Origin of the sequence: Sedimentitalea todarodis, from assembly GCF_032595355.1 — a bacterium.
Classification (GTDB): domain Bacteria; phylum Pseudomonadota; class Alphaproteobacteria; order Rhodobacterales; family Rhodobacteraceae; genus Sedimentitalea; species Sedimentitalea todarodis.
In genome coordinates this window covers 1-24,149 of record NZ_JASMWN010000014.1, presented here as the reverse complement: position 1 = coordinate 24,149, position 24,149 = coordinate 1, and the positions used below count along the sequence as shown (strand labels likewise).

At 60.4% G+C, this 24,149-nt stretch carries 25 protein-coding genes and 1 pseudogene; 3 read left to right on the top strand and 23 right to left on the bottom strand.

Features of this window, described 5'->3' with window-relative positions:
* Positions 1-9 precede the first annotated feature (9 nt).
* Positions 10-1,245 carry an NAD(P)-binding domain-containing protein gene (locus tag QO231_RS16295; protein ID WP_316778702.1) on the bottom strand — a complete coding sequence of 412 codons (1,236 nt, stop codon included), beginning with the start codon at positions 1,243-1,245 and terminating at the stop codon, positions 10-12.
* Positions 1,242-1,802, bottom strand: coding sequence for a carboxymuconolactone decarboxylase family protein (locus QO231_RS16290; RefSeq protein WP_316778699.1), 561 nt, complete (start codon positions 1,800-1,802; stop codon positions 1,242-1,244). Before QO231_RS16290 ends, QO231_RS16295 begins: the two co-directional genes overlap by 4 nt.
* Before the next feature lie 144 nt (positions 1,803-1,946).
* Here QO231_RS16290 and QO231_RS16285 point away from each other — a divergent pair, with 144 nt between their 5' ends.
* Positions 1,947-2,648 carry a winged helix-turn-helix transcriptional regulator gene (locus QO231_RS16285; RefSeq protein ID WP_316778696.1) on the top strand — a complete coding sequence of 234 codons (702 nt, stop codon included), beginning with the start codon at positions 1,947-1,949 and terminating at the stop codon, positions 2,646-2,648.
* Here the strand turns inward: QO231_RS16285 and QO231_RS16280 are convergent.
* From QO231_RS16280 to QO231_RS16215, 14 genes are all read right to left on the bottom strand, one after another.
* Positions 2,645-3,649: an NAD(P)H-dependent flavin oxidoreductase gene (locus QO231_RS16280; protein ID WP_316778693.1), complete on the bottom strand. Its 1,005-nt coding sequence runs from the start codon at positions 3,647-3,649 to the stop codon at positions 2,645-2,647. The two genes, QO231_RS16285 and QO231_RS16280, sit on opposite strands and share 4 nt — an antisense overlap.
* 114 nt (positions 3,650-3,763) lie before the next feature.
* Complete coding sequence (locus QO231_RS16275; RefSeq protein WP_316778690.1) at positions 3,764-4,330, bottom strand: OsmC family protein; 567 nt, start codon at positions 4,328-4,330, stop codon at positions 3,764-3,766.
* Between the two features lie 491 nt (positions 4,331-4,821).
* Positions 4,822-5,448 carry a CoA transferase subunit B gene (locus tag QO231_RS16270; protein ID WP_316778687.1) on the bottom strand — a complete coding sequence of 209 codons (627 nt, stop codon included), beginning with the start codon at positions 5,446-5,448 and terminating at the stop codon, positions 4,822-4,824.
* A 124-nt stretch (positions 5,449-5,572) separates the two neighbouring features.
* Positions 5,573-6,271: a CoA transferase subunit A gene (locus QO231_RS16265; protein WP_394356610.1), complete on the bottom strand. Its 699-nt coding sequence runs from the start codon at positions 6,269-6,271 to the stop codon at positions 5,573-5,575.
* A gap of 14 nt (positions 6,272-6,285) precedes the next feature.
* The gene (locus QO231_RS16260; protein ID WP_316778684.1) at positions 6,286-7,119 is read right to left on the bottom strand and encodes a BKACE family enzyme; all 834 of its coding nucleotides are present in this window, start codon (positions 7,117-7,119) and stop codon (positions 6,286-6,288) included.
* The gene (locus QO231_RS16255; protein WP_316779006.1) at positions 7,116-7,919 is read right to left on the bottom strand and encodes a dioxygenase family protein; all 804 of its coding nucleotides are present in this window, start codon (positions 7,917-7,919) and stop codon (positions 7,116-7,118) included. The genes QO231_RS16260 and QO231_RS16255 overlap by 4 nt, the downstream gene beginning before the upstream one ends.
* Positions 7,920-8,024: 105 nt before the next feature.
* Positions 8,025-9,086, bottom strand: a complete 1,062-nt coding sequence (locus tag QO231_RS16250; RefSeq protein ID WP_316778681.1) for a maleylacetate reductase — start codon at positions 9,084-9,086, stop codon at positions 8,025-8,027.
* A gap of 40 nt (positions 9,087-9,126) precedes the next feature.
* On the bottom strand, positions 9,127-9,426 hold the full coding sequence (locus tag QO231_RS16245; RefSeq protein WP_316778678.1) for a Dabb family protein: 300 nt from the start codon (positions 9,424-9,426) through the stop codon (positions 9,127-9,129).
* Positions 9,427-9,515: 89 nt separating this feature from the next.
* The gene (locus QO231_RS16240) at positions 9,516-10,601 is read right to left on the bottom strand and encodes a Gfo/Idh/MocA family protein (protein WP_316778675.1); all 1,086 of its coding nucleotides are present in this window, start codon (positions 10,599-10,601) and stop codon (positions 9,516-9,518) included.
* A 22-nt stretch (positions 10,602-10,623) separates the two neighbouring features.
* Complete coding sequence (gene iolG / locus QO231_RS16235; protein ID WP_316778672.1) at positions 10,624-11,616, bottom strand: inositol 2-dehydrogenase; 993 nt, start codon at positions 11,614-11,616, stop codon at positions 10,624-10,626.
* A gap of 56 nt (positions 11,617-11,672) precedes the next feature.
* Positions 11,673-12,551, bottom strand: coding sequence for a sugar phosphate isomerase/epimerase family protein (locus QO231_RS16230; protein WP_316778669.1), 879 nt, complete (start codon positions 12,549-12,551; stop codon positions 11,673-11,675).
* Positions 12,552-12,622: 71 nt separating this feature from the next.
* Positions 12,623-13,831, bottom strand: coding sequence for a sugar ABC transporter permease (locus tag QO231_RS16225; protein WP_316778667.1), 1,209 nt, complete (start codon positions 13,829-13,831; stop codon positions 12,623-12,625).
* Between the two features lie 32 nt (positions 13,832-13,863).
* Complete coding sequence (locus tag QO231_RS16220; protein WP_316778664.1) at positions 13,864-14,673, bottom strand: ATP-binding cassette domain-containing protein; 810 nt, start codon at positions 14,671-14,673, stop codon at positions 13,864-13,866.
* A gap of 56 nt (positions 14,674-14,729) precedes the next feature.
* The gene (locus QO231_RS16215; RefSeq protein ID WP_316778661.1) at positions 14,730-15,794 is read right to left on the bottom strand and encodes an ABC transporter substrate-binding protein; all 1,065 of its coding nucleotides are present in this window, start codon (positions 15,792-15,794) and stop codon (positions 14,730-14,732) included.
* 170 nt (positions 15,795-15,964) lie between these two features.
* Between QO231_RS16215 and QO231_RS16210 the strand changes: the two genes are divergently transcribed.
* Positions 15,965-16,924 carry a LysR family transcriptional regulator gene (locus QO231_RS16210; RefSeq protein ID WP_316778658.1) on the top strand — a complete coding sequence of 320 codons (960 nt, stop codon included), beginning with the start codon at positions 15,965-15,967 and terminating at the stop codon, positions 16,922-16,924.
* A gap of 402 nt (positions 16,925-17,326) precedes the next feature.
* Here the strand turns inward: QO231_RS16210 and QO231_RS16205 are convergent, their stop codons facing one another.
* The 7 genes from QO231_RS16205 to QO231_RS16175 are packed head-to-tail and all read right to left on the bottom strand — an operon-like array spanning position 17,327 to position 23,549.
* Entirely contained in the window at positions 17,327-18,325 is a 999-nt protein-coding gene (locus QO231_RS16205; protein WP_316778656.1) for an ATPase, T2SS/T4P/T4SS family, read from the bottom strand.
* 1 nt (position 18,326) lies between these two features.
* Positions 18,327-19,631, bottom strand: coding sequence for a TrbI/VirB10 family protein (locus QO231_RS16200; protein WP_316778653.1), 1,305 nt, complete (start codon positions 19,629-19,631; stop codon positions 18,327-18,329).
* Between the two features lies 1 nt (position 19,632).
* Complete coding sequence (locus QO231_RS16195) at positions 19,633-20,325, bottom strand: TrbG/VirB9 family P-type conjugative transfer protein (RefSeq protein ID WP_316778650.1); 693 nt, start codon at positions 20,323-20,325, stop codon at positions 19,633-19,635.
* On the bottom strand, positions 20,322-21,077 hold the full coding sequence (locus tag QO231_RS16190; protein ID WP_316778647.1) for a virB8 family protein: 756 nt from the start codon (positions 21,075-21,077) through the stop codon (positions 20,322-20,324). The genes QO231_RS16195 and QO231_RS16190 overlap by 4 nt, the downstream gene beginning before the upstream one ends.
* A 33-nt stretch (positions 21,078-21,110) precedes the next feature.
* Positions 21,111-22,187 carry a type IV secretion system protein gene (locus QO231_RS16185; protein ID WP_316778644.1) on the bottom strand — a complete coding sequence of 359 codons (1,077 nt, stop codon included), beginning with the start codon at positions 22,185-22,187 and terminating at the stop codon, positions 21,111-21,113.
* A gap of 10 nt (positions 22,188-22,197) precedes the next feature.
* Complete coding sequence (locus tag QO231_RS16180; RefSeq protein WP_316778641.1) at positions 22,198-22,749, bottom strand: hypothetical protein; 552 nt, start codon at positions 22,747-22,749, stop codon at positions 22,198-22,200.
* Positions 22,750-22,763: 14 nt separating this feature from the next.
* Positions 22,764-23,549 carry a type IV secretion system protein gene (locus tag QO231_RS16175; RefSeq protein ID WP_316778637.1) on the bottom strand — a complete coding sequence of 262 codons (786 nt, stop codon included), beginning with the start codon at positions 23,547-23,549 and terminating at the stop codon, positions 22,764-22,766.
* A gap of 527 nt (positions 23,550-24,076) precedes the next feature.
* Between QO231_RS16175 and QO231_RS26285 the strand changes: the two are divergent.
* Positions 24,077-24,149, top strand: a pseudogene (locus tag QO231_RS26285) (IS6 family transposase); the annotation flags it as partial.

Below are 24,149 nucleotides of genomic sequence, written 5' to 3'. Positions count from 1 at the left end.
TCCATTGGATCAGGCGGCCATGCGGCCTCGGGTTTCGGAAATGTGCTGGGCGAGAACGCGGGCATCGGCACCAACACCGCCCAGAAAAGTAGATTTTCGGGTGCGCAGGAACGGCAGCCCCAGCACGTAGAGACCGGGTGCCACGATGCCGCCCCGGTGCTGAAGCCGTCCTTTTTCGTCGAAGTGCGGCAGGTGCAGCCACAACATGTCGGGCTGAAAGCCCGATGCCCAGACAATGGTCGATATCTCGCCACCCGCGAGCGGCAGGGTGAGACGCGGCGTCTCCGGCACCGATGTCGGGGCAAAGCGGCGCGGTGCTTCGGCGAAGGTCAGGCCGCTTTGCTGTGCCCAGGCGTCGACCACCGACAGGGCCCGGTTCATCTTGAGGTCAGAGAGCGCCGCCGCATTCGCCAGCGCGCCGGAAAACTGGAACGTCCCCGCATGGCACCCGACCAGACGACCGACAACTTCGACCCCCATGCCTTGCAACACGTTGAGGTCGAGGAACCGGCGCGAGCGGTCCCCGATCAGTTGCAGCGACGGTAAGGAACGGGCCCGCGTTACGTCGTCTATGTCGTCAAGTGTGCTCGAGAACAGCCCGGATTGCTCCATCAGCCAGGTGATGTCATGGCCAAGGTAGTGTCGCGGCATGCGGATGTGGTTGCCCGTCGCAAGGGTGACCGGTCGGCCGGAGGCACGGATCTCGGCGGCAAGCTGCACGCCTGTTGCAGAGGCTCCCACGACAAGGACACCACCCGCGGGCAGCTCAGACGGGTTGCGATAGGACAGCGGCGATACCTGCGTGATCTCACCGGGGACCTCGTTCGCAAACGCCGGAATGGCCGGGCGATTGCAGGCCCCGGTCGCGATGACCACGTTTGTGGCGTGCCAGACACCCTTGTCCGTCGCCACCACAAAATGACCGTCCTCTCGCGTGACGGAGGTGACGGTCACACCAGCCTCGACCGGAGCGGCGGACTGCGCGGCGTAGGACTTCAGGTAGGCGACAACCTCGGGCATGGTCATGTAGCCATCCGGATCGGGGCCGGTGTAGCCATAGCCCGGCAGCCGGCTTTGCCAGTTGGGCGATTGCATGGTGAGGTTGTCCCACCGCTCCTGCGCCCAGGAATTGCCGATCTCGCCGCGCTCAAGCACGACATGCGGCTCGGACCGCTCGGCCAGACAGTGGCTCATGGCAAGGCCAGCCTGCCCGGCGCCGATGATCAGTGTGGAAATGTGCCTCATGCCGCCGCCTCCAACGGGGACCATGCGTAGGGCGCGAATGCGGCGTCCAGCGGCAGGTTCAGGAGGTTGGCCGTCATATTGCTGAGGGTCTTGTTGGCCACGCCGATGATGACCTCCAGCGCCTGTTCGGGGGCATATCCTGCCGCCAGAAACGCCGCATGTTCGCTGGTGCAGTTTCGGCCGCGATCTGTTGTCAGCTTCCGGGCGAACCGGGCCAGCGCGCCAAGCCGATCATCATCGGGGTCCTGGCCATTTCGCATCGCCTGAACATGGGCCCCAACTAGCCCCGCCTCGGCGGCAAAGGCCGTGTGGCCTGCAACGCAATACCGGCACTGATTGGCAACGCTGACTGCCAGCTGGATCACCTCGCGTTCGGCGGGTGTCAGGCTGCTGGCACCGAAGGCACCGGTGAGCCCGGCAAAGCCGGCCATCGCATCAGGAAGGGTGCCATAGACGGCGTAGACATTGGGGACAAAGCCGCGCGCCTGTGTGGTGGCATCGAAGATCGGGCGGGCTTGCTCTGCCGCAGTTTCAAGGGTGTGGATTGGTAGTTTCATGGGGTTTCTCCGCTTTGCGGCCCGCCAATGGGCCGCGTTATGCCACCAGAGATACCCGGAGTTTGTTTTGCCGGATGCTTTACAGGGTGGAGCAACTCACTATAGGAATTGATGCAGGTTACTACACATTCTGGAGTTAGCTCTATGTCCCACAGCTATGGCCAGTGGTGCCCCATCGCCAAATCAACCGAAATCCTTGGTGAAAAATGGACGATGCTGATTGTCCGGGAACTGTTGATGGGCAGCACCCGTTTCTCGGAGCTTCAACGGGGGTTGGGATCCATTTCGCCGACGCTGCTGACCCGTAGACTGGCGACGCTGGAACAATATGACCTTGTCTACAAGCGTCAGATACAGGGCGGACGAGGTCACGAATATCTACCGACAGCCAGTTGCAAACAGCTTCAGCCGATTCTGCTGGCCCTCGGCAGCTGGGGCATGGAATGGTCCAAAGCCTTTATGAAGGACTCTGATTACGACGTTGAATTGCTGATGCTCTATCTTCAACGCAGCGTTGTGACGGAAAACCTGCCCGGCGGAAAAACCGTTGTGCTGTTTCAGTTCACGGATTTCCCCGAGCAGCCGAAATGGTGGATCACGGCAGACGGTGAAAGCGTGGATGTCTGCACGAGCGATCCTGGGCTGGATGTCGACGTCTTTGTCACAACCAAGGTTCGCGCGATGGCGGATGCCTGGTTGGGGCGCACAAGCTACAAGGCCGCCAAGGCTTCGGGCGAGATGGAGATCATCGGGCCAGTTGCCCTGACGCGCAACATCTCGAACTGGCTATCGGATTGTGTTTTCGCAAGCCTGCCCAATGCCGAGGAAATCCTTGCGGGCAGTTAGCGTAAGCTGAGGATAGTCCGTGCCTCATCCATCACGCGCGCAACGATGGAACCGGCGGGTTCGACCTGCCTCACCAACCCGACGCTTTGGCCCGCCCACATGGACATGGCCTCGATCTCTCCCGTCATCTCGCGGTGTGGGGTTGTGGATTGATAGGTCCCGATATTTACCCCGCCGCGCTGTGCGATGGCGTCGTCGGCGCGATGCCTTGATCTGTTGTCCGGGCGCCCCTCTGCAAGCCAGCGCTCTGCCAGCGCATTGCGCAAGACGCGGTGCTGCGCGTTCGGCCAGCCGACATTGTAAAGGTCGGTTTCAATGAGCGTATCGCCGTGATCGGCTGCAATGAGCTGTGCGACGTACTCCTTGTGGGCCGCAGATTCCGGGGTTGCCAGAAACCGCGTTCCCATCACCACGCCACTGGCCCCAAGACACAGGGCCGCCGCTAGCCCGCGCCCGTCCGATATGCCACCCGCAGCCAACACCGGCACCGATCCCGCAACGTCAACCACGGCAGGGATCAGCGGCAATGTCGCGACAGTGCCCCGCACATGCCCGCCCGCTTCCCAGCCTTGAGCGACCAGCACATCCACCCCGGCGGCAACAGCCCGCCCTGCCTCTTCGGAATCCGAAACCGTCTGGATCACCAGCGCGCCATGTGCATGGACATGGCGCACGTAAGGGGCTGCGTCACCCCAGAAGAAATGCACGGCATTCGGCTTGTGGGACAGGCAAAGCTCCAACCGCGCGTCTTGGGGCATGGCAAGGCACAGATTGACGGCGAAGTGGGCCTTCGTCTTTGCGCGCAGGCTTGTCAGTTCAGCCTCGATGACGTCCTGCCCGCTCCATGAAAACGGCATGATAGGATAGCCACCCGCATTGCCGACGGCCGCCGCCAGATCGCTTTCAACTACGCCGCCCATGGGGGCCAGCGCGACTGGGTGCGACACCCCGACCAGTTTCGTAAAGGCCGTGCTGAATGGTCCGCTGGGGGATCCGGGCATTGAGACTCTCTCCAATGTCGCCGCGCGCGTTGCATCGCGAGCCCGGCCAAGCCGGCACCAATGATGGTGGTCGATGCAAAAAGCGCGACGCTCGCTGTGCTTTCCCGCCCGGGGTCAGGCCACCGCCACATGGACGTTGGTCGGGTTGGTCAGCAGATCGAAAACAGCCGACCGTTTTTGCGATTGAGCGACGATAGCACGAATATCGTCATCGCTGGCATCCGCTTCGATCTCGAAGGTGACACGCACGGCGCTGAAGCCATTTCGAATGTCCGAGTCCATGCCCAGAATACCGCGCATGTCCATGTCCCCTTCGACACGAGCCTGCACCCGGTGCAGCTGAATGCCTCGGTGCTGTGCCACGGCAGCGACGCCGCCGGTCAGACAGCTTGCGAGCGCTGCCAGGACAATCTCGGTCGGGGTCGGGGCGGTGTCGGGGGCAGCAAAAACCTCCGGATGATCCGAGATGATGGTGAAGGTCTGTTTGCGGCTGTGGTCCTCGCCAAGGCCGAAGTAGCCATTGATCGTGTTGCGGCTTTCGGAGCCAGCAACCCAATCGCAGGTGCTGCGAAAGGTAAACGCTGCGGCTTCGGGCATTTCGGCAAAGGCGCCCCGCGCCCCGATTAGTGCTTCGGTGTTGACGCCGTTGGAAACGGCTACGTTGTGGGTCTGTGTCGTCATTGTGGTTTCCTCATTGATGTGTTCCGCGCCGATTGATTTCAACGCCATGAGGGGACATTTAAGCAGCGCGCGTACCGCGAGATACTTCACGGTCGAAAGCAACTCACTACACAATCGGTAGCTAACCAAAAGAGTTCGAAAGGCAACTTCGCGGGAATGGCTGGAAAATCCCGCGTCTTGTCAGTTGGTGAGTAGTACAGCGGAGGGCGTATATCTCGAACTGGCTTTTCGTGATCCGCAAGGCGAAAGCTTACTGAGAGCCCGTTGCAGAAGTGACAAACCTTTGCTTCACGCGCTCGCAGACCCTCCCTCGCCGCAATGGCGCAAAAAATCCACACTATCCCGCAAAGTGAAGAGCGGTCGTTCATGCAGTCTGCAGAGAAATCTCAACTGGCGGCGAGCGGATCGCGGACCTCGCCGCCGTCTAAGGCGGCTAACTCATCGGGCGACGTCGGCGCTTCGCGACGAAAAGGGCGATGGGAACATATTCGTCACTCCACCAGTGTGGCTTCGGTTTGGGCGCGGACTACTTCCTTGTTGACGCCTGGGGCGAGTTCAATGACCCTGAGGCCGCCTTCGACCACGTCGAAGACGCCAAGATTGGTGATGATGCGGTCGACCACACCCTGACCGGTCAGAGGCAGGGTGCACTCTTTCAGTAGCTTCGCCTCGCCCTTCTTGTTGGCATGGTCCATGATCACAACAATGCGCTGCACGCCTGCGACCAGGTCCATGGCGCCGCCCATCCCTTTGACCAGTTTTCCGGGCACCATCCAGTTGGCGAGATCTCCGTTCTCGGCCACCTCCATCGCGCCGAGAATAGAGAGGTTGATGTGCCCACCCCGGATCATCGCGAAGCTCTGCGACGAGGAGAAATAAGAGGTCCGGCGCAGTTCGGTGATGGTCTGCTTGCCAGCATTGATGAGATCGGCGTCGATCTCGTCCTCGGTCGGGAATGGCCCCATGCCCAGCATGCCGTTTTCGGACTGCAGGGTGACGTCGATATCCTCACTGATGTAGTTCGACACTAGCGTCGGGATGCCGATGCCGAGATTGACGTAATTGCCATCTGCTAGCTCCTGCGCCGCCCGTTCGGCCATCTGATCGCGGCTCCACATGTCTTATCTCCTTTGATCCTCGGTCTCTCTACTTTTGCTGGGCCCCCGGCGCTGCTCGACAAGCCGACCGCCGGGGCCGGAGGATGAGTCTCCTGGGTAATCCCTGACTAAGCTCTGTCCCGCGTTACGCCGCGCGCGTGGTCCGCTGCTCGATCCGCTTCTCGAATTCTCCTTTGACGATCCGCTGGACGTAGATGCCCGGCGTATGGATCGCTTGTTTGTCTAGGGTTCCGAGCGGCACGATCTCCTCCACCTCTGCGATGGTTACCTTGCCAGCCGCGGCGCAGTCGGGGTTAAAGTTCATCGCTGTCTTGCGGTACATCAGGTTGCCCTGCTCGTCGCCCTTCCACGCCTTGACGATGGCGAGGTCGGCCTTGATCCCGCGCTCAAGGATGTAGGTTCTGCCGTCGAAGTCCTTGTGCTCCTTGCCTTCGGCTACCTTCGTTCCGACTCCGGTGGCGGTGTAGAAGCCGGGGATTCCGGCACCGCCGGCACGCAGCCGCTCGGCCAAGGTGCCTTGCGGATTGAATTCGATCTCAAGTTCGCCTGAGAGATACTGCCGCATGAACTCGTCGTTCTCGCCCACGTAGGAGCTGATCATCTTCATGATCTGCTTGGTGTCCAGCAGCATTCCGAGCCCGAAATGATCAACCCCGCAATTGTTTGATGCGACGGTCAGGTGCTTCACACCCGAATCGCGGATCGCCGCGATCAGGTTTTCGGGAATACCGCACAGACCGAAACCCCCAGCGGCGATGGTCATGCCGTCAAACAGAAGCCCTTCCAGGGCCGATGCGGCGTCACCGTAGATCTTGTTCACCATGTATCTGTTCCCTCTCAACCGGCCGACGGCAGGCTCAGCAGCGCCCGCGCCTCCGCGACTGTTGCTGCGCGGCGGCCATGCTTCTCGATGATCCCCACGCACTGCTTGACCAGTGCGGCGTTGGACGGGGCCAGCATGTCCTTGTCGAGGCGCATGTTGTCCTCGAGACCGGTGCGGCAGTGCCCGCCAAGCTCCGCGCACCAGTCGTTCAACGTCGCCTGATTCCGCCCGATCCCGGCGGCGCACCACGTCGCTTCCGGCATTAGTCGGTTGGTGGTCTCGACCATGAACTCGAATGCCCTGCGGTCGACCGGCATCGCGTTCTTTACACCCATCACGAACTGGACATGCAGCGGTGCCTTGAGGCGCCCGTCCTTCACCATGCCCGCGGCCTGGAAGATGTGGCTGAGATCGAATGCTTCGATCTCGGGCTTCACGTCGAACTTGACCATCTCCGAGGCCAGCCAGTCGACAAGGTTCGGATTGTTCTCGTAGACGCGGGTCGGAAAGTTGTTCGAGCCGACCGCCAGCGAGGCCATGTCCGGCCGCAGCGGAAGCATGCCGCCGCGCTCTTGGCCGGCACCAGATCGCCCGCCCGTCGAGAGCTGCACGATGATTCCGGGGCAGTGCTTGCGCAACCCCTCCATCAGTTCGCCAAACTTCGCCGGGTCGGAGGTCGCGGATCCGTCTGCGTTGCGTACGTGGCAGTGGGCGACAGTCGCACCTGCTTCGAAAGCTTCCTGGGTCGACTCGATCTGCTCCGGGATGGTGATCGGTACCGCCGGGTTGTTGGATTTCTGCGGCAGCGATCCGGTGATCGCGACGCAAATGACTACTGGGGTCGTCATTTGCCATCCTCTCGGCCCGTCGGGACCATCACGAAATCAAACTTCGACCGCCACTCCGTGTCGCGCCCGATGTGCTCGAACGGCGCGATCAGTGTCTCTTTCACCCCAAAAACAGCGTCGTCGAGAAGGTACGGATCTTCAGCCACGAATGTATGCGTTACGATGGTTTCATGGCTGGGCGCCGTCACCATGAAGTGCATGTGTGCCGGGCGGAAGGGGTGCCGGCCGATCTTGCCAAGCATCTGACCCACCGGGCCATCGTCCGGGATGGGATAGCTGACCGGCTTGATGCCCGTATAGCGATATTGCCCGTCAGGGCCGGTAATGAAGCGGCCACGATTGTTCCATTTCGGAATTTCGCCCGGCTTCTGAACGTCATAGAAACCATCGGCGTCGTCGGACCACACATCGACGCACGCGCCAGCGATCGGATCGCCGTGAATGTCGATGACGCGCCCTTCGAATTGGCAACTCTCCCCCTTGCCGTCGAGATTGATCGAGTCGCCCATTTCTCGAATGGGCGCGTTCGCGACGTGGAAAGGCCCACGGACCGTGCTTTCCGTCGCGCCGGACGGGCGCCGGTTGTTGATCGCGTCGGTCAGCATAGAAAGTCCGAGAACGTCCGATAACAGGATGAACTCCTGTCGCTCTTCCGAACATATCTGTCCGGTTTCGGTGAGGAAATCGATGGCGATGTCCCACTCCTCCTGGCGCAGTTCAATCTCCTTGGCGAAGGCGTGCAGGTGCTTGACCAGGCTGGCCAATACCTCTTTGAGGCGAGGGTCCGTGCTTGCACCCATTCGGGCGTTCACAACGTCAACCGAATGCTCCTCGGAAAAATGGCCGGTGTCATTCATGCTCAAGTCATTCTCCTTTACAGTTCTATCAACGAGACAGCACCCCTGTCAGGGTTGCGGCTCGGCCCCCTCCCAAGCGCGCTGCAACAGGTCGCGCATTGGTGCGGCTTCGATCGGGCGTGGGTTCCAATAGGGATCGGCAAGCGCGATTTCACAGGCGCGGTTCAGGTCAGTTTCCTTCATACCGATGTCGCGCAGCGCCATGGGGACCCCGAGTTTTGCCGCCATCCGGTGCAGGCCGATGGCGGCGTCGGAGGCGCCAATCGCCGCCGCGATCCGCTCCATGGCCTGGGGCGCCGCGGGGCTGTTGTAGGCCAGCGCATGCGGCAGGACGATAGTGTGCGTCTCTGCGTGGGGCAGGTTGAAGCTGCCGCCGAGCGTGTGGCAGAGCTTGTGATGCAGCGCCATCCCGACATGGCCCAGTACCGTCCCACAGAGCCAGGCGCCGTAAAGGCACCGTGCCCGGGCCTCCTTGTCCTGGGGTGCTTCGACCAACGCCGGCATTCCTTGCGACAGGGCGCGGATGCCTTCCTCGGCCATTAACGACATCACCGGGTTGCCGTCTTGGGCGTAGAGTCCCTCTGCGGCATGGGCGATGGCGTTCATGCCACTGACCAGCGACATGCCGAGCGGCAGGCTCATCGTCAGGTCGGGATCATAGATCACCGAGCGTGGCAGGACCCGCACGTCCCTACCGGTCCGCTTCAGCCCGTCTTCGGTGATCCCGTAGATGGGCGTCATCTCGGACCCGGCGTAGGTTGTGGGAATGGCGATGATCGGGACCGGCGCCTCTAGGGCGATCGCCTTTCCGAGGCCAATGGTGGAACCTCCGCCAATGGCGACGGCGCAATCCGCCTCAAGTTCGGCGGCGAGTTGCCGCGCCATGCGCGCGCCCTCGATCGGCACGTGCATTTCGGCGCCGTCATAAATGTCGGCCAGCCGGGAACCGAGAAGCTCCGCGACCTGTTCGGCCTGCGCCCTTTGGGGCGGCGTGCACAGCACCAGCGCCCGGGTCGCTCCTATCGCGTCGACTTCATCGCGGATCGTGGCGAGCTTTCCTGCGCCAAAGATCACCCGGGTTGGCAGAGCCGTGTATGTGAATTCCTTCATGACGGCATTCCTTTGCTGTCTGTGCCTGGGGCGCGAGCGATCACAGGGCGTAGTCCACCTGGTGACGCGCAATGCGTGACTGCCCTAGTTCGCCCTTCACCCGCAGATGCGCGGGATGCGTGGTGTAGGCATCGAGCGCCGCCTGGCTTTCGAACTCGGTATAAAGAACGACGTCGCAGGCATAGTCGACGCGGCTATGGTCGAATCCCACTTCGAGATGAAGAAGCCCCGGCACCTGGCCGCGCAAAGCCTCGAAGCGGGACCGCAGGAATTCGGCCGCCTTGCGGCGATCCTCGTCGGTATCCCCCGCCATGTTCCACATTACGATATGTTTGATCATTGTGCTGCTCCGAAGGATTTGGATGTATTCAGGCCTTGTTCTTCCATGCGCCCATGATGACCGTTGCGGTCGCGTCGGGGCTCTGGCGATCAGAACCGGACCTCCGCACCATCCTGCGACGAGGACTTGAAAAGTGCTTCGAGGATTAGGTTGATGTTGTGCGCCTGTTGCGCAGGCACGTTCGAGGGCGCACCGGTGCGCAGCGAGTTTGCAAAAGCGGCGGCTTCACGGTCGAAGTAAACCGGATTGCCGATCTCGGCGATCTCGGGCGAATAGACCGTCTTTCGCACCGCCCAGATCTCGGGAAAGCTGGTTTCGTTCCATTCGGTCCAGCCTTCGGGCAGCCCGTGCCTGCCGGTGCTGTAGAGCTTGTACGAGGCAGGCATCGGGCGCGCGTGCATCACGCCTTCAGTGCCATAGACGGCGACATCCCAGTTCTCGGTCCAGGGCAGAGGATCCCAGGACATGAAGTCGATGGTGATCATCTTGTCGTCGTAGTTCAGGATCGCCCCGGCCGCGTCTTCGCGGGCAGCCTCCGGCATCACGCCGTCGAACTTGGTGATCCGGGCGTTGACGGACCGCGGCATCCCAAAATGCAGCAAGAGCCGGTCGATCGTGTGACAGCCGATCACGTAGAAAGCGCCGCCGATGTCGCCGGGCTGACGCATGTGGTCGGTGTCCGCCTCGCCATGCGAGCAGCCGGCATGCGCACGCACCTGCAGCACCTTGCCGAGCTGGCCTTTGCGCAGCACCTCCTGCATCTTGTCGACCGACGGTGCGTAGCGCCAACAGTAGCCAACCTGGAAGAGCTGACCGGTCCGTTCCGCAGTTTTGACGAGCCGTTCAGTGTCGGTCGAACCGCGCCCAGCGGGTTTTTCACAGAGCACAGCCTTGCCCGCCTCCATCGCCTCGATCGCCCAGTCGGCCATCAGGTAGCTTTTGGGGTGGATCAGGACCGCATGAACGTCAGGGTCGGCGAGGATTTCTTCCTTCGTGCGTTTTTCGATGCCCATGGCCTCGACGAAAGGGTCCAGCAGCGGACTCTTGTCATAGGCGCCCAGCACCTTGGCGTTCGGCATGCGCTGGAACGCCTTCACGCGGCCAGAAGTGTGCGGATGGGTGATCCCGAGACAGGCGATCCCGATCGTTGCATCGTTTCCGATGGCATAGGTCATGTTTGATTCCTCCATGGTATCTTCAGACCGCGACGGCGCGGCCGGTGCGTACGGATTCGACGGCACATTCGGCCAGACGCAGGGCTAGGACGCCATCGCGCACAGTCGTGGGCATCGGCTTGTCGTCGGCAAGGGCGTCGATGAACGCGTCCATCTCCGACCGGTACGCCTGGGCGTAGCGCTCGAGAAAGAAGTTCAGCAGCGGCTCGCGGGCGTCGGTGGTTTCGGCGGTGGTCACGCGCATCGTGGTCGGACGCAGGTTGTCATGGGTCAGCATTCCCGTCGCGCCGAGGACTTCGACCCGCTGGTCGTAGCCGTAGACCGCCTCACGGCAGTTGTTGATATGGGCCTGCCGACCGCTCTCGGTCTGCAGCAGGACCATCGCCGTGTCGTAGTCCTCATATTGCTTTAGCGTCGGGTCGATCAGCCGGGCGCCGACCGCGCTGACGAGGACCGGCTCTTCGCCCAGCATCCAGCGCGCCATGTCCAGATCGTGAATGGTCATGTCGCGGAAGATGCCGCCCGAGGTTTTGATGTAGGAGGGCGGTGCCAGCCCGGGATCGCGGCTGGAGATGATGACCTGGCGGACGTCGCCGATGCGCCCGGCGTCGATGGCGCGGCGCATCTCGGCAAAGGTGCTGTCGAAGCGGCGATTGAAGGCCAGCATCACCCGACCGCCCACACGCTCGATCTCGGCTGCGGCGCTTTCGCTCTTCGCCATGTCGAGGTCGATCGGCTTTTCGCAGAGGACTGCTTTTCCCAGTTCGACCGCCTTCAGCAGGAAGCCGACATGAGTATCTGTGGGCGTGCCGATCACCACTGCATCGACGTCTGGTCGGGCGATTGCCTCCATACAGTCGTTCATTGCCTCCGTCCCCAGCGACTGCGCCAGGGGTTCGACGGCCTCCGGGAATGGATCGGCGACTGCAATGAGCTTCGCCTTGGGGTTCGCCGCGACACTGGCGGCGTGGATCTTGCCGATGCGCCCTGCGCCGAGAACTGCAATTCCAACCATTGTTATCTTCCTCGTGTTAGGTTTGTTCAGCGCATCGCGCCGGTTGAGGTTTGATTTCAGTCCGCAGGCAGATTGACGGCGTGGAACTGCTGCATCGTGGTGTCGAACGCCCGCTGCGCCGCGATTTCGAGCGGGAGGTGGCGATGGTAGGCGCTGATAATCTCGACGCCGAAATAGCCACGATAGCCAACGTCAAGGATCGCCTGCAACTGATCGGGAATGTCGATCGCGCCTTCGCCGCATGGACGGCGATAGTGGGTCGAGTCATTGAAGAGCGTGCCCAGGACCTCGGGGCCTGCGTCGTCCAGCTCGACGGCGCGGAGAAACTGAAGCGGCATCTTGCGGATGTCCGCAGCGGTCATGCCGCCGCGCTGGATGTGCCAGGTGTCGACGAGCAGCCCGCCGTTGGTCACGCCGAGCCCTTCGACGACTGCAAGCCCCCGCTCGATAGTGTTGATGCTGGCGAACGGCAGAAACTCGATGACGATGTCGATGCCGAGGGGAGCGGCACGTTCGCAAAGCTTGGCGAAAGCGGCGCGCATCGCAGGGATGTCCGGCTCGCTCTCCTCGAACACGCCACCGCCGACCTTGATCTTGCCGATGCCGAGCTCGGCGCCGACTTCGAGCAATCGGTCGTACATCACATCGGAGGCGCGACGCTTCTCGCCATCGAGGTGCCAGTCGAGAAGGAATTCGAGCTCGACATGGCGGATGCCATTGTCTGAAAAAATCTGGCGGACGGTGGGCATCCCGTAGTGGGCGATCGAGGCTTCCATGTCGTCGAGGACGAAGCCCATGCCGCGCCAGCCGATCCGACCCGAAACCTCGGCTCGGTCCTTCAGGGGGAAGGGGCTGACTTCAGTCGGTGCCCCCGGGTAGACGGCGCCGCTGACCGTCCAGTAAGTCGCGCAAAGCTCGATGTCTTCGATCTTCATCTCGGTAGCCTCGGGGAAATTTGTTGATCCAGGTCGTAGTATCGCGCCCGTCACCGGGCGCGACAGTCGAGTCAGAAGCTCTGCTGACCGGTGGCCTTTTCGATCAGCTTGTCGATCGATACGGCCAGGACGAGCAGGAGGCCGGTGACGATCAGGCGGATCTCGTTTTCGACACCCATCAGGTTCAGTCCGTTGCTGACGGTGCCGATCACCAGTGCGCCGAGCAGCGCCGCATGGATGGCGCCACGGCCACCAAAGAGGCTCACGCCGCCGATGACCGCCGCGGCGATTGACTCGAGCAGCAGTGTGCCACCGCCGACGCCGCCCCCGGAGAATACGCCGACCCCGAGGGTGCGGGAGGCCGCGATAACCCCTGCGAGAGCGGCGACACCGCCAGCGATGGCAAATGCGGTCATCTTGATGCGCGCCACATTGACGCCAGAACGCCGGGCCGCCTCGTCATTGTTGCCGACGGCGTAAAGGAACAGTCCGAATTGTGTCTCCTTGAGAACGTAGCCGCCGATTCCAAGCAGAACAGCGAAGATCAGCACAACCAGCGGGATGCCCTGATGTGCGGTCAGGATCGATACGACGATGATGCCGAATGCTGTGGCCGCCGCGATTGGCAATGCGACGGATTTCATGAACGGGGTTTCCAGACCCGCCTTGCCGCGGCTGGAAACGTCAGACAACACCAGCCCTGCCGTAGCCCCAATGCCGGCAGCCAGTACGATCCAGGCCCACACGCCCGAGATGTTGGTGAGGGCAATCCGCTCCAGTCCGGTCCCGTTCAAACTGTAGCGGGCTGTTTCCGGCAACAGGATCAGCTGAAGACCGTTGAGGGCAAGGCCGAGGCCGAGCGTGACCACAAAGGACGGAACCCCGACAAAAGTTACCCAGCGGGCCGAAAGGCTGCCGATCCCGGCACCGATCAGGACCGCAATCGGCACGGCGATCCACGGCGAGAAGCCGAACTCGACAATGAACTTCGCCATCAGCACGGATGTGACGCCATTGATGGCCGCCACGGAGAGGTCGATCTCCTTGATCAGAAGTACGAACATCAGGCCGAGCGCCATGACGCCTACCACCGTACTCTGCACAAGCAGATTGGAAAGGTTGCGCGGTGTCAGGAAGACGTCGCTCTGCAATGCGAAGAAGATCCAGAGTGCGACAAGACCCAAAACGATCGGAAGCGCACGAAGATCGGTGGTGAGAAGCTCGCCGAAACCGCGGCGCCGCGATGGAGGCGCGGTGTTGGTTGTGGTGGCATTGGCCATAGGGGGTTCCTCCGGTGATAAAGTGACCGCGGTTATCCCGCGAGGTTGACGCCTTCGTTTCCGCCAACCATTGCGTTGACGACCTGCTCGCCGGTTACTTCGCTGGACTTGAAGCTCGCCACGTTGGCGCCGAGCCGCAGTACCTCGATCCGGTCGGTGGAGTTCACCACGAAGTGGTGGATATCGTGGCTGACCACGACAATCCCCAGCCCCTGGTCGGCCAGAGTGCGGATAAGCGACGCGACACCCTCCGCCGCCGAATGGCTCAGCGCCGCCGTAGGCTCGTCGAGAATGACCACTTTGGGCGTCCACAGGATTGAGCGGGCGATGGCGATGTTTTGGCGCTGGCCGCCGGACATCGCGCCGACTGGCCGGCTGAGCGACATGTTGCCAAGCCGCATTCGGGTCAGAACTTCCCGCGCACGAACTTCGCTTTCCGCCCGGCGAATTCGACGACCACCCCACATCGAGCCAGTCAGCTCTCGTCCCAGGAACAGATTCTGCACCGCGTCGAGGTTGTGACAAAGCGACAGGTCCTGATAGACCGTCTGGATGCCGAGTTCGGTGGCATCGGTTGGCTTGGTGACACGGACCGGCTTGCCTTCGAACAGGTAATCGCCGGAATCGGAAGCATGAACGCCAGCCATCACCTTTACGAGGGTTGACTTGCCCGCGCCATTGTCTCCGACAAGCGCAACCACTTCACCCGCATGAACCTCGACCGATGCACCCCGTAACGCATGCAGCGATCCGAAGTGCTTGTGAATGTTGCGCATCGAGACCAGCGGCGTCCCATCTGAACGCTTTTCGGATCTCGGTCGCTCGGCTGTCACTGCCGTCATCTGTAATCCTCCCATGATTTTTGGAGTGGGCGACGCAAGGCCGCCCACGGCTCGGGCTAAAGGTTGGCCTCGCAGACCTCGGTGCTTTCGATACCCTGGCAGATCTCCTCCCAGGTCCAGACACCTTTGGCGACAACTTCATCGAGATTGTCGATCGAGATGCTTTGGACCGGTAAAAAAATGCCCGGGACGTCCACGTACTGATTATTGACTATCCCGTTCACCAGTTCCTCAGGCACCCCGTCTCCGGCGAGAATGCCAGCGGCCACGTCCGCGGCCGCGGCCGCCTCCAGCTTCAGGTCCTTCAGGATTGAGTTGTCCTGCCAGCCCTGGGCGATGTAGCGCAGCGCCTCGACTGTGGCGTCCTGGCCGCCGGTGACGACTTTCTCGCCCGGCTGATAGCCTTGACTGATCAGTGCCACAACTGATCCGCCGGTGGTGCCGTCGTTCATGCCGATGAACACGTCGACGTCACCACCCGTGCGGGTCAGGCAGTCCTCGGCGAACGACTGTGCCAAGGTCGGGTCCCAGTTCCGCGTGTACTGCTCGCAGACGACCTCGACCTTGCCGGAGTCAACCAGGGGCTGCAGGAACTCGTCCTGACCCTTTTCATACTGCGTGGTTCCGTATTCGCCCTGGTTGCCCTTGACACGGGCGACCTTGACTGGCGACTTGTCCATTGCCGCGATAAGCTCGGCGGCCCGCTTGCCCTGCGCCTGGCCCACTGCGAGCGAATCGAAGACGACGTGCGCTTCGGCCTTGCCCCCGATTGCGTCATGGTCGTAAAGCACGACCGGCACCCCGGCGGATTCAGCGGCGGCGAGGCCGCCGGCGACCAGATTGGCATCGGCCGAGGTCAGCATGATCAGGTCCGCGCCTTGCGAGATGGCATCCTCGATCTGGCGCTGCTGCTGCTGCGGGTCGCCCTGCGCATTCTGCACGGTGACCTCGGCGTTCGGCGCTTTCTCCTTCAGTGCTTCAACAAAGAACGGCGCGTCACGGCTTTCGAAGCGGATCGTGGTCGTGTTCGGCAGCAGGAAAAAGACCTTTTGCGTGTCTTGCGCCTGCACCGTACCGGCAATTGCCGTTGTCGCAAGAAGCGCTGTCAGTAGATGTTTCACGAGGGTTCCTCCCGTTGGAAATTTTGGTTTGCGCTTGCCGGAACTTTTTCTCCCCTGTCGGCCGCCTTTACGTACGGCTGCGCCAGTCAAGGTGTCCGACTGCGATCAATTTACGTGAGTGGTATCATGATTGGAAATGACTTCTCGGTCGGATACTATATCATGAAGTTATGAAAATCGATCCACGCCACCTGATGCAATTGTCCGCCATCGTCGAGACCGGCGGGCTTACCGAGGCGGCAACGCTTCTTGGCAGTAGCCAGCCAGCGATCAGCCGAATGCTATCTGCCCTTGAATTGAGACTAGGCCAGCCACTCGTCATCCGGGACCGCCGACCGCTGCAACCGACGGCGCTCGGCCAGGTGCTCGCCGAGCAGGGTGATGCCATCCGCCTCGCGGCGCGGCGCAGCGCTGAAGCAGCGGACGCCCTCCGTCGCGGAGAGCGCGGTACGATCCGTATTGGCGGCACCCCCTTCTTCACTGACGCGTTGATCTCGGGGATGATCGCCGAGTTCCATCAAACGCATCCGAGCGTCAGGGTCGACCAGCGGTACGGGTATACCACCGAACTGAAAACCCTCGTGAAGAGCGGGCAACTCGACCTCGCTATCTGCCCCGTCGAGTTGCTGGAAGAGGGCGACGAAGACCTGACCTTCGAAGAGCTCCTGCCCGGTCGGAACGTGGTCGCCTGTCGCGTGGGCCATCCCCTCTTCAAGACTCATCCGCTTCGCCCTGAAGCGCTGCTCGAGTTCCCCTGGATAGAGCCGCCGCCCGGGAGTGCGCTCATTGCCGACCTTCGTACGGCGCTCCTCGCAATCGGTGCGACGCATGTGTCAGTTTGCTATGCTGGCGGCTCTCTTGCGAGCATCGTCAACTATCTGAAAGTGAGCGACAGTTTGACTATCTTGCCCCATAGCGTGGTGTTTGCCATGCAGAACGCGAAGGAGATATCGGCCATTCCCCTCGATCTAGAACACCCGCGGCGCTCGCTCGCCATCCTGCGTTCGGGCGTGAGCCCGGCACCGGCAAGCTCGACGCGCTTCGCCAAGCATGTCATATCAGCGTTCCAGGAGTTACGCACGCTCATCCGCCAGCACGAGCAGGCCGTCGTCTGGGGAAGTGGCGACTGACGGGCGGTTTGAGATAGACTGAGACTGGCAGGGTTGAATGGCCGGATTGGAGATTCTCGTAGCGTCGCCGAAATTCCGTTTCTGCCTATTCGAACCCCGCATTCGCAACTCTGCGCTTGCTTCCGTTGCGCGCGGATAGATCCGGAAAGTCCACTACTTGCCAGTTCCAGCGGCTCGCGGCGAAAGAGCAGTGTGGGATCGGCCTCTGGGGAGGGGTTTCAACGACCGCTCTGGCGACATGAGCTGCGTCGCAGCAAGAGGCCTGCTGTGCATGCAAGGCAATGCTGCGTCAGCGAAGTTTGGAAATCCAAGGTCGGGAAAGTCCGCGACCTGTGAGTTCAAACGCGGCGCAGCGAAGGTCGGGAATGCCTTATGATACAATTTCGCCCCGAGCCGGACTCCTTACTGTTCCTCGTTTTCCAGATCGAGCGGCGGCATGTAAACCTCGACAATGCCGCGCTCGTTTCCGATCCGACCGGCCTGTATCACAACGTCGATGGTCGATCGAAGATACCGCATGACTTCCGCGTATCGAAGCTGTGTCCCTGTTCCCATTACCATGAGCGCCAGTCGGTCCATCGACTTGCGCGCGGTTTGAGAGTGAAGCGTCGTGAAGGAACCGCCGTGGCCGGTGTTGATCGCTTCGATAAATGTTGCCGCCTCCGGCCCCCGCAACTCGCCCACGATAATCCGATCCGGGCGCAGGCGCAGGGTCGCTTGCAGCAGTTTTTCCGCAGATCGCGGGCTATCCTCTGAGCGTTCCGCGATCAGGCTTACAACATTTGATTGGCGCGGACGCAGTTCCGACGAATCCTCGATCGTAACCAGGCGTTCATGGTCTTTGATGAGCCACAGCATCCGCCGTCCGAGTTCCGTTTTCCCGGTGGATGTTCCGCCGGAAATCACGACATTCAATTCCAGCTGCAGCACTTCTGTCAGGAAATCGTCAACACTGTCGCTGCCCGCTATACTCTGTAGCCCGCGCAGCTTCTGGACACGTTCTTCATCTTGGGACTGCATCACATCGCTGCGCAGAAAGCCAAACGTCTTTGGCTCGCCAGTATGGCCAGGCCGAAACACGCGGAAAGACAGAACCGTGCCGTTGGCCGAGGCGGGCGCAATCACGGCCTGGACCCGGAGCATCAAGCCAGCATGCTCAATCGCAGTGGACAGCAGGGGAGCGGTCGCCGTCAGCTTTGTATTGCTGTCGTTTGCGGCCATACCTGCTATATCTGCCGCCGCCATCGGATCTATGTCTTGTTCGTCGGCGCGAACCATCCGGGCGATCCCTTGTCGCTCGACAAAACAATGCCCATCGCCATTCACGACAACCTCGATCACAGTTTGATCCTCGAAAAGAGGATCAAACACCGTGAGGTATTGCGAAAGGTATCCGGCCATATCAGAACAATTCCAGGTCGTTCGTAACCATCACCATGATTATGTCGCCATGATCGACGGTGATGATCGGGCCAAGGGTCAGGTATTCTGCCACCACCTCGCTCGCGGTGTCGGCTGCGGCGCCACCAACGTTATCTATGACAACTTGTGTCTCTTCACTGTCGGTGTTGGCGGATGCGACTGCGGGAAGCGCTGCGAACACCGAAATGAGTGCGGCCGCGCCGAACCGCTGACCAAAGCGCGTGTTGACGTTGCCCGTCAGACCAGAACGGCCCAGACGATCCGATCCGTAAGCATCCAGATCAACCACCTGTCCATCGGGCGTCACAATCCTATCCCATGCGACCAGAACGCGGCGTTGCCCGAGAGATACCCCGTTGGAGTAACGTCCAAACATTTGTGAGCCACGTGGGATCAAGACCTGGTGCATGTCGAAGGACCAGATGTCGTGCGAAACCATACTGGCGATCGTGCCAGACAGTTCCGAGTTGATGCCTGTCGTCAGCGTGGCTTCGATCACGGTGCCTTGCATGACTGTGTTGGAAGGCGCACCGATCACTCGTGATTGTGTCGCCGTGATGCTTTTGGAACCGCTGCGAACGAAGGCTTCGTCGCCCTTGTATTCGCGCTCATTGCCATCTGCCGAGCCACCGGACAGGCCATCAATAGGACTGTTGATCTGCGCCTCTGAAATTGCCTGTGCTTCGGCGCGGCGGCGTTCGAGTTCCTGTCTGCGCAGTTCCTGTTCTTCGGCCAGCCGTTGTTCTTCGCGCGAGGCAGTGTCGGCCTGTTGCAGCCGCATTTCCATCCCTTCAAGTTCCGATTGTTGCCGTCGAACGTGGCGCCGGAGCTGGTCACGTTCGTCCGTGAGCGACGACATCTCAGCTTCCCGGCTTTCCATGTCGCGCGTCAGGCCATCAAGTTGTGCCTGTAGCTGTTCAAGCCGTTCTGTATCGACGATCGGCGAAGACGGGGTTTGGTTTCGGGCTTCTTTAAGGATTCTTTCGAGTTCGGCCACCCGTGACCGTAGCGCTTGTTCAGCGTCGCTCGGGCCTTGCTCTGTGGGCGGGAAGCCCGGCGAGATGACCGGACTCAAACCACCATTGGTATCACGCGGAAACTCGCGAGACTCTGACGTGTCCAGAACCGGCCCAGTCGGACCTCGATCCTGTTTTATCCAGTATGCGACACCAGCTCCACCTGCGGCGAGGCCAGTGACCAGGGCAACTGCGGCCAGAACGCCAGCATTTGGGGACTTCCTGCTGCCTTTCAGACGGGCGGTGCGGTTTTCCATTTGGTCAGCCATTTCACAAGTCTCCACTCTGGATGCAGATATACTGATCGCCATAGCGGATTACCCAGCGATCCGACCGCCGCCCGACCGTCGATCTGGTGCCATCGGTCCTGCCGTTGACGATGTATTCCCTGCCCTGGGCATCGGCGCGGTAGATGCTGGGCGTCGGCGCATCCGTTCCGAATTGAAAGTATGTCCGCTGGCCATCGTCCCACACTCGGATTGGCGCTATTTCCGCCCCCTTTGATTTTGTAGTGATGGCATAGGTTTTCGGCAAACCAGCAGGCACACTGGTTTTCGATGTGCCGCCACCGCTACCTGACGGGGCCGAGAAATTGACGGCATAGTGTGGGCGGCGACTGGCACTCTCATGCAGCTCGACCAGATAGAAACGCCGATTGGTCACGATCACGCCGTTGGTCACTGCACCGGCAATCACTGGTTTGACCAGTATGGCGTTCCCGCCGTCCGTGTCTGCAAACACGAAACTTTCCGTGTCACCAGCTTTGAAGTCCAGGAACCGTTCGCCAGCGGCCAGTGTAATAAGCGTCACACGCTTGAGCCGCGTGTTGATCTTGTACACCTGACCTTTCTGATAAACCGCCGTGGCGCTGCGCGCGTCCACGCGCATGGCTTTTGGTGTTGCTTCGGAGAGGGCGGGAGCGGCCAGACTTGCCAGAAGCGCGGCGCAAGCAAACTTTTTCATTCGGTCTTCCCTTCCGACGCAACACGGTAGCCTACAACCTGAAACCCGAATGGGTTCTGCCAAAGCAGAAGGTTGTTATCGACCGTTGAGGGGTTGAAAACATAGGTGACGGTGGCGACAAAATCGCCTTGTTGTGTTGGCGAGTTCGGACTCCGTAACGTCTTGGAAAATCGTACTTGTGCGGTATCGTCGTCGATCATCACCACATTGGTAATGGACACTTCAACCTTGCCATCGGTGCCATACAGTTCTGGCGGGTAGTTGCTGTGTCCGGGCGTCCACTTCTCTTCAAGCGGACGGCGCACATTCAGAGCCGAGCGTTTGAACACCGACAGGATGCGATATTCGTTGTCGTCCACATCGTAGGTTTCACGATCACGCACATAGCCATAGATCAGGCTTTCCACCACCGCCCTCTGTTGATCGATGGAGGCTCGTTGGACTGTTACAGCACGTTCCGCAATGCCGGTGTCCCGGTCAACGATCGCGAGGTAGGCTTGGGTCTCGTTCTTTGCCAGGCCATAGGCGCCGACGCCGATGCCGGCCAGACCCGCCACAAGCCCGATCACGGCCACTGACCACGCCCGCTTTTCGCGCTGGTGCAGCCCTAGAACCGTCTCGGCTATGAAGTAGCTTCCGCCGGCTTCGCTTGCGACGGCGACAGCCTTTTCCAATTCGGCACGATCGTTCGCCTCAACCTTTGCAAGCGTCAGTTTGAGAATCCTTCTTTGTTCAGCAGTCAGGCGTGCCATGCTGTTCTCCAATCTCTGTAGTCGTATTTGCGTTTACGTCTTGGCCTTCGCCCGGTGGCGCTCGTTTGACTCTCGCGCGAACTGCACGTCGCGCCTTCGCTGGACGTAACGCCCCGCCGCGTTATCCGACAGACGCGCACCGGCGTTCGCCAGCTTCATATCCATGGCCGATCCGAACCGGCGCGTTTGGGCTGCGCGTTGAGCTGTCTCGCCACCCGTGGACGCGCCGCTTAAAATCTGTCGGCCAGCGCCTTTGGAGATTTCACCGGCTTTGACCATTGGACGACCCACGATGCTGAGGGCTTGTGGGGCGATGCCGCCAAGGTTGAGCTGACCCGTGATGTTGGATGCAATCTGCGGAATGGTCAGGAGCGCGTAGATGCCGACGATAATAATGACCACGACACCTGTGATTCCGATCAAGGTTGTATTCGAGCTGGTGTCGAAAGCACGCGTTGCGACGGAGGCTATAAACCCCATCACGCCAGCGGCAGCGACAGGATACATGAAGTATCCGATCAACGACGAAACCCACGCTTCAAAGAGAAACTGCGTTCGGTTGAGGCAGGTGGCGGCAATGGCGAATGGCGCGAGGCCGATCAGAATCCCGATCATGATTTTCGCAAATCCGGCAACCAGAATGTAAGCCGCTTGAAGGCCCGCCAGCATCAGATACATGATCGCGCCAAGAAATCCGCGAGCGATGGCGCTTTCTGCCTTAATCACCGAGGCCGCTGTTTCCTGCGCTTGATCGGCAAAGCCTTCCGCCAGAGCGACAGAAGATGCAGCACCGCTTCCGTTTGCGACGGAAAACAGCGCCGTCACCAAGGCATCGCCGGTATTTGTCAGGGCGTCATAGATTATCTCGAAGTTGGCCCAAGAAAGGCCAAAGGTGAAAATAAGGATGATCCGAAGAACCAACTGCGTCAGATCACCCGTCCGAACCGCAAATACACCAAGGCCAACGGCCAGCCCGAACATGGCAAACGCGATCGTCGCAACAACGGTAATCATGCCACCAAAATTGGAGGCGACGGCGACGAATGTGCCCTGCGCCGCACCAGTTACCGCGCTGTCGATAAAACCCATAATGTCGGCGACGATTGCCATTCAAAACGCCTCAGTCGATCGTCATGCCAAGATCGCACATCTGATCATAGTCTCGCTTGATCTCATTGCGCACTCGATGTGGAACAGTGGTGTATATCTTGAAGTTTTCGATACCTTTCACCAACGTATCAAAAGCAGCGATGGCGTCTTCCCAATCCGCTCTCAATGTTTCGCAAGTGCATTCTTGCGCTGCGATTGCGTTGCCATAGGCCATCCATTCGTAAATGAACGCCTTGGAGATACCGATATTGGACAGTCGCCAATCGTCGCTCCCGGAAAAGTCGTGCGCCGGGCGGTATTCGGCGTCGTGGCCATTGCAATCCGACACCTGACGAGGACGGTTAGCGTGATCCGCCCCTTCGCTTTTCTGTGGCACCGACCAACTAAAAAAGCCCATTTCAATAGCCCGGCTCTGGATCAAATTCGCGTATTCATTCTGTGTGCTTTTGTCTTTCGGCGTCAGGTGACGCTCTCCGTTGCGCATTTCAGATTGGTTGCTTTGCGCCAGGGCAGGGGCGGTCAGAGCGGCAATGGTTACGCTGGTCAAAAGAAGGTGTTTCATGGTTCGGTTCCTTTCTAATCGGCGGTGTCGGTGGACATGAGATCGAGATATTTCTGCTCTTCGGCCAGGGTAGCCGCAGACATGACGCCTGCCTGGCCGAGACCAATGGTCTGGGCCGCTTCGAGCTGCCAGATGTTCGCCAGTGCCATACCCATTTCCGCTGTCATACGGGTGTTCAGGTCGATGGCGGCCTTCATGCCCTTCGTGTCCGGTATATTGCCCGTCAATTTCGTAATACGGTCGAGACTTTTGCTGGCCGCTGCCTGCGAGGCTTCTGCCGCGACACCCATCATGGCGCCGGTATTCCCTTGCGCGCCGATCCGAGCCTTTGCCGGTTCGGTGCTGTTCGCAAGCGCCGCCATTTGTTCTGTCGTTGTGCCAACGCTTGTGAAGATCTGATCGACAATCGTACTGGTTTTGGTATCCCCGATTTTCCCATCGGTGCCGACAGCATCCCACTGGCCACGCAACGCATCTTCCACCGTGGCCCGGAGATCGGGAATTTCCGGGATCAGGTCTTTGATCCATTCACCGCTCAACAACATCTTTACCTGATCGTAGCTGTCACGCAGTGCTGCAATCTGATTTTCCATCAGCTTTATTTGCTCGATCATCTTGAGCGTTTGATCGTCCAGCTTGAGATTCTGCTTGATGGCCTCGTCGAGCTGCAACTGAGCTTCCGTCAACATCTGCTTGAGTTGAACGATGGACGATATGTCGATTGTGGGAACACCCTGGGCAGCGGCTGAGCCACCGGTTACGGCCAGGATCAATGCAGATGTCGCGAGAAACGTCTTCATTGCGTCAGTCCTTCCATAAATTTCTGGTCGCGCGCGTATGCCGCATAAATCGAGCTGTATTGCGCCCACTCCGCACGGCGCTTCGCCGCCATGAGGCGCGTCAGAACGGCGCTCATCCGAGCAACCTCCGCCTTGGCGTAGGTGTTGAGATCCATCGCTTCCTTGGCTGATGCCGATGCTGAAATTTTTTTCAATATCTCCTGCAACCGCGACAGCGATTGAATGAGAATTTCCTGGCTGTGCCCGGCATAGGATATGGCCGCGTCAGAAATGTTCGACATTTCCGCAAGCGCAAGATCTTCCGGTGCCAGCGTCCCAACCTGGTCCGCACCGCTCATCCGGGCGGCATACTCATTGTAGTAGCCCGTGACCCGAACAACATAGTCCTGCGTTTCACGATACGGCGGGATGCCATTGTATTTCATCACGGCACCGGGACCGGCGTTGTATGCGGCCAAAGCAATGGGCATGCTCTTGAACGGTATTGCCAAGTTGTTGACTGGGTTTGGTAGAGGTATGTCTGCCTCATGAACATTCCAATCGATTTGCCGCCCCTGAAGGGCTTTCGCTACCCACGTGAAATCATCGCGTTCGCTGTCT

Bases quoted from the DNA above. Each gene is read 5' to 3' on its own strand.
- QO231_RS16280 (WP_316778693.1), bottom strand. From the start codon at position 3,649: ATGCCCGGATCCCCCAGCGGACCATTCAGCACGGCCTTTACGAAACTG.
- QO231_RS16240 (WP_316778675.1), bottom strand. From the start codon at position 10,601: ATGACCTATGCCATCGGAAACGATGCAACGATCGGGATCGCCTGTCTC.
- iolG (WP_316778672.1), bottom strand. From the start codon at position 11,616: ATGGTTGGAATTGCAGTTCTCGGCGCAGGGCGCATCGGCAAGATCCAC.
- QO231_RS16175 (WP_316778637.1), bottom strand. From the start codon at position 23,549: ATGAAGACGTTTCTCGCGACATCTGCATTGATCCTGGCCGTAACCGGT.
- QO231_RS16270 (WP_316778687.1), bottom strand. From the start codon at position 5,448: ATGTGGAGCCGCGATCAGATGGCCGAACGGGCGGCGCAGGAGCTAGCA.
- QO231_RS16180 (WP_316778641.1), bottom strand. From the start codon at position 22,749: ATGAAACACCTTCTTTTGACCAGCGTAACCATTGCCGCTCTGACCGCC.
- QO231_RS16230 (WP_316778669.1), bottom strand. From the start codon at position 12,551: ATGAAGATCGAAGACATCGAGCTTTGCGCGACTTACTGGACGGTCAGC.
- QO231_RS16220 (WP_316778664.1), bottom strand. From the start codon at position 14,673: ATGACGGCAGTGACAGCCGAGCGACCGAGATCCGAAAAGCGTTCAGAT.
- QO231_RS16225 (WP_316778667.1), bottom strand. From the start codon at position 13,831: ATGGCCAATGCCACCACAACCAACACCGCGCCTCCATCGCGGCGCCGC.
- QO231_RS16255 (WP_316779006.1), bottom strand. From the start codon at position 7,919: ATGGGTGCAAGCACGGACCCTCGCCTCAAAGAGGTATTGGCCAGCCTG.
- QO231_RS16185 (WP_316778644.1), bottom strand. From the start codon at position 22,187: ATGGCAATCGTCGCCGACATTATGGGTTTTATCGACAGCGCGGTAACT.
- QO231_RS16190 (WP_316778647.1), bottom strand. From the start codon at position 21,077: ATGGCACGCCTGACTGCTGAACAAAGAAGGATTCTCAAACTGACGCTT.
- QO231_RS16290 (WP_316778699.1), bottom strand. From the start codon at position 1,802: ATGAAACTACCAATCCACACCCTTGAAACTGCGGCAGAGCAAGCCCGC.
- QO231_RS16295 (WP_316778702.1), bottom strand. From the start codon at position 1,245: ATGAGGCACATTTCCACACTGATCATCGGCGCCGGGCAGGCTGGCCTT.
- QO231_RS16260 (WP_316778684.1), bottom strand. From the start codon at position 7,119: ATGACGACCCCAGTAGTCATTTGCGTCGCGATCACCGGATCGCTGCCG.
- QO231_RS16265 (WP_394356610.1), bottom strand. From the start codon at position 6,271: ATGGTGAACAAGATCTACGGTGACGCCGCATCGGCCCTGGAAGGGCTT.
- QO231_RS16245 (WP_316778678.1), bottom strand. From the start codon at position 9,426: ATGATCAAACATATCGTAATGTGGAACATGGCGGGGGATACCGACGAG.
- QO231_RS16205 (WP_316778656.1), bottom strand. From the start codon at position 18,325: ATGGCCGGATACCTTTCGCAATACCTCACGGTGTTTGATCCTCTTTTC.
- QO231_RS16195 (WP_316778650.1), bottom strand. From the start codon at position 20,325: ATGAAAAAGTTTGCTTGCGCCGCGCTTCTGGCAAGTCTGGCCGCTCCC.
- QO231_RS16275 (WP_316778690.1), bottom strand. From the start codon at position 4,330: ATGACGACACAGACCCACAACGTAGCCGTTTCCAACGGCGTCAACACC.
- QO231_RS16285 (WP_316778696.1), top strand. From the start codon at position 1,947: ATGTCCCACAGCTATGGCCAGTGGTGCCCCATCGCCAAATCAACCGAA.
- QO231_RS16250 (WP_316778681.1), bottom strand. From the start codon at position 9,086: ATGAAGGAATTCACATACACGGCTCTGCCAACCCGGGTGATCTTTGGC.
- QO231_RS16210 (WP_316778658.1), top strand. From the start codon at position 15,965: ATGAAAATCGATCCACGCCACCTGATGCAATTGTCCGCCATCGTCGAG.
- QO231_RS16200 (WP_316778653.1), bottom strand. From the start codon at position 19,631: ATGGCTGACCAAATGGAAAACCGCACCGCCCGTCTGAAAGGCAGCAGG.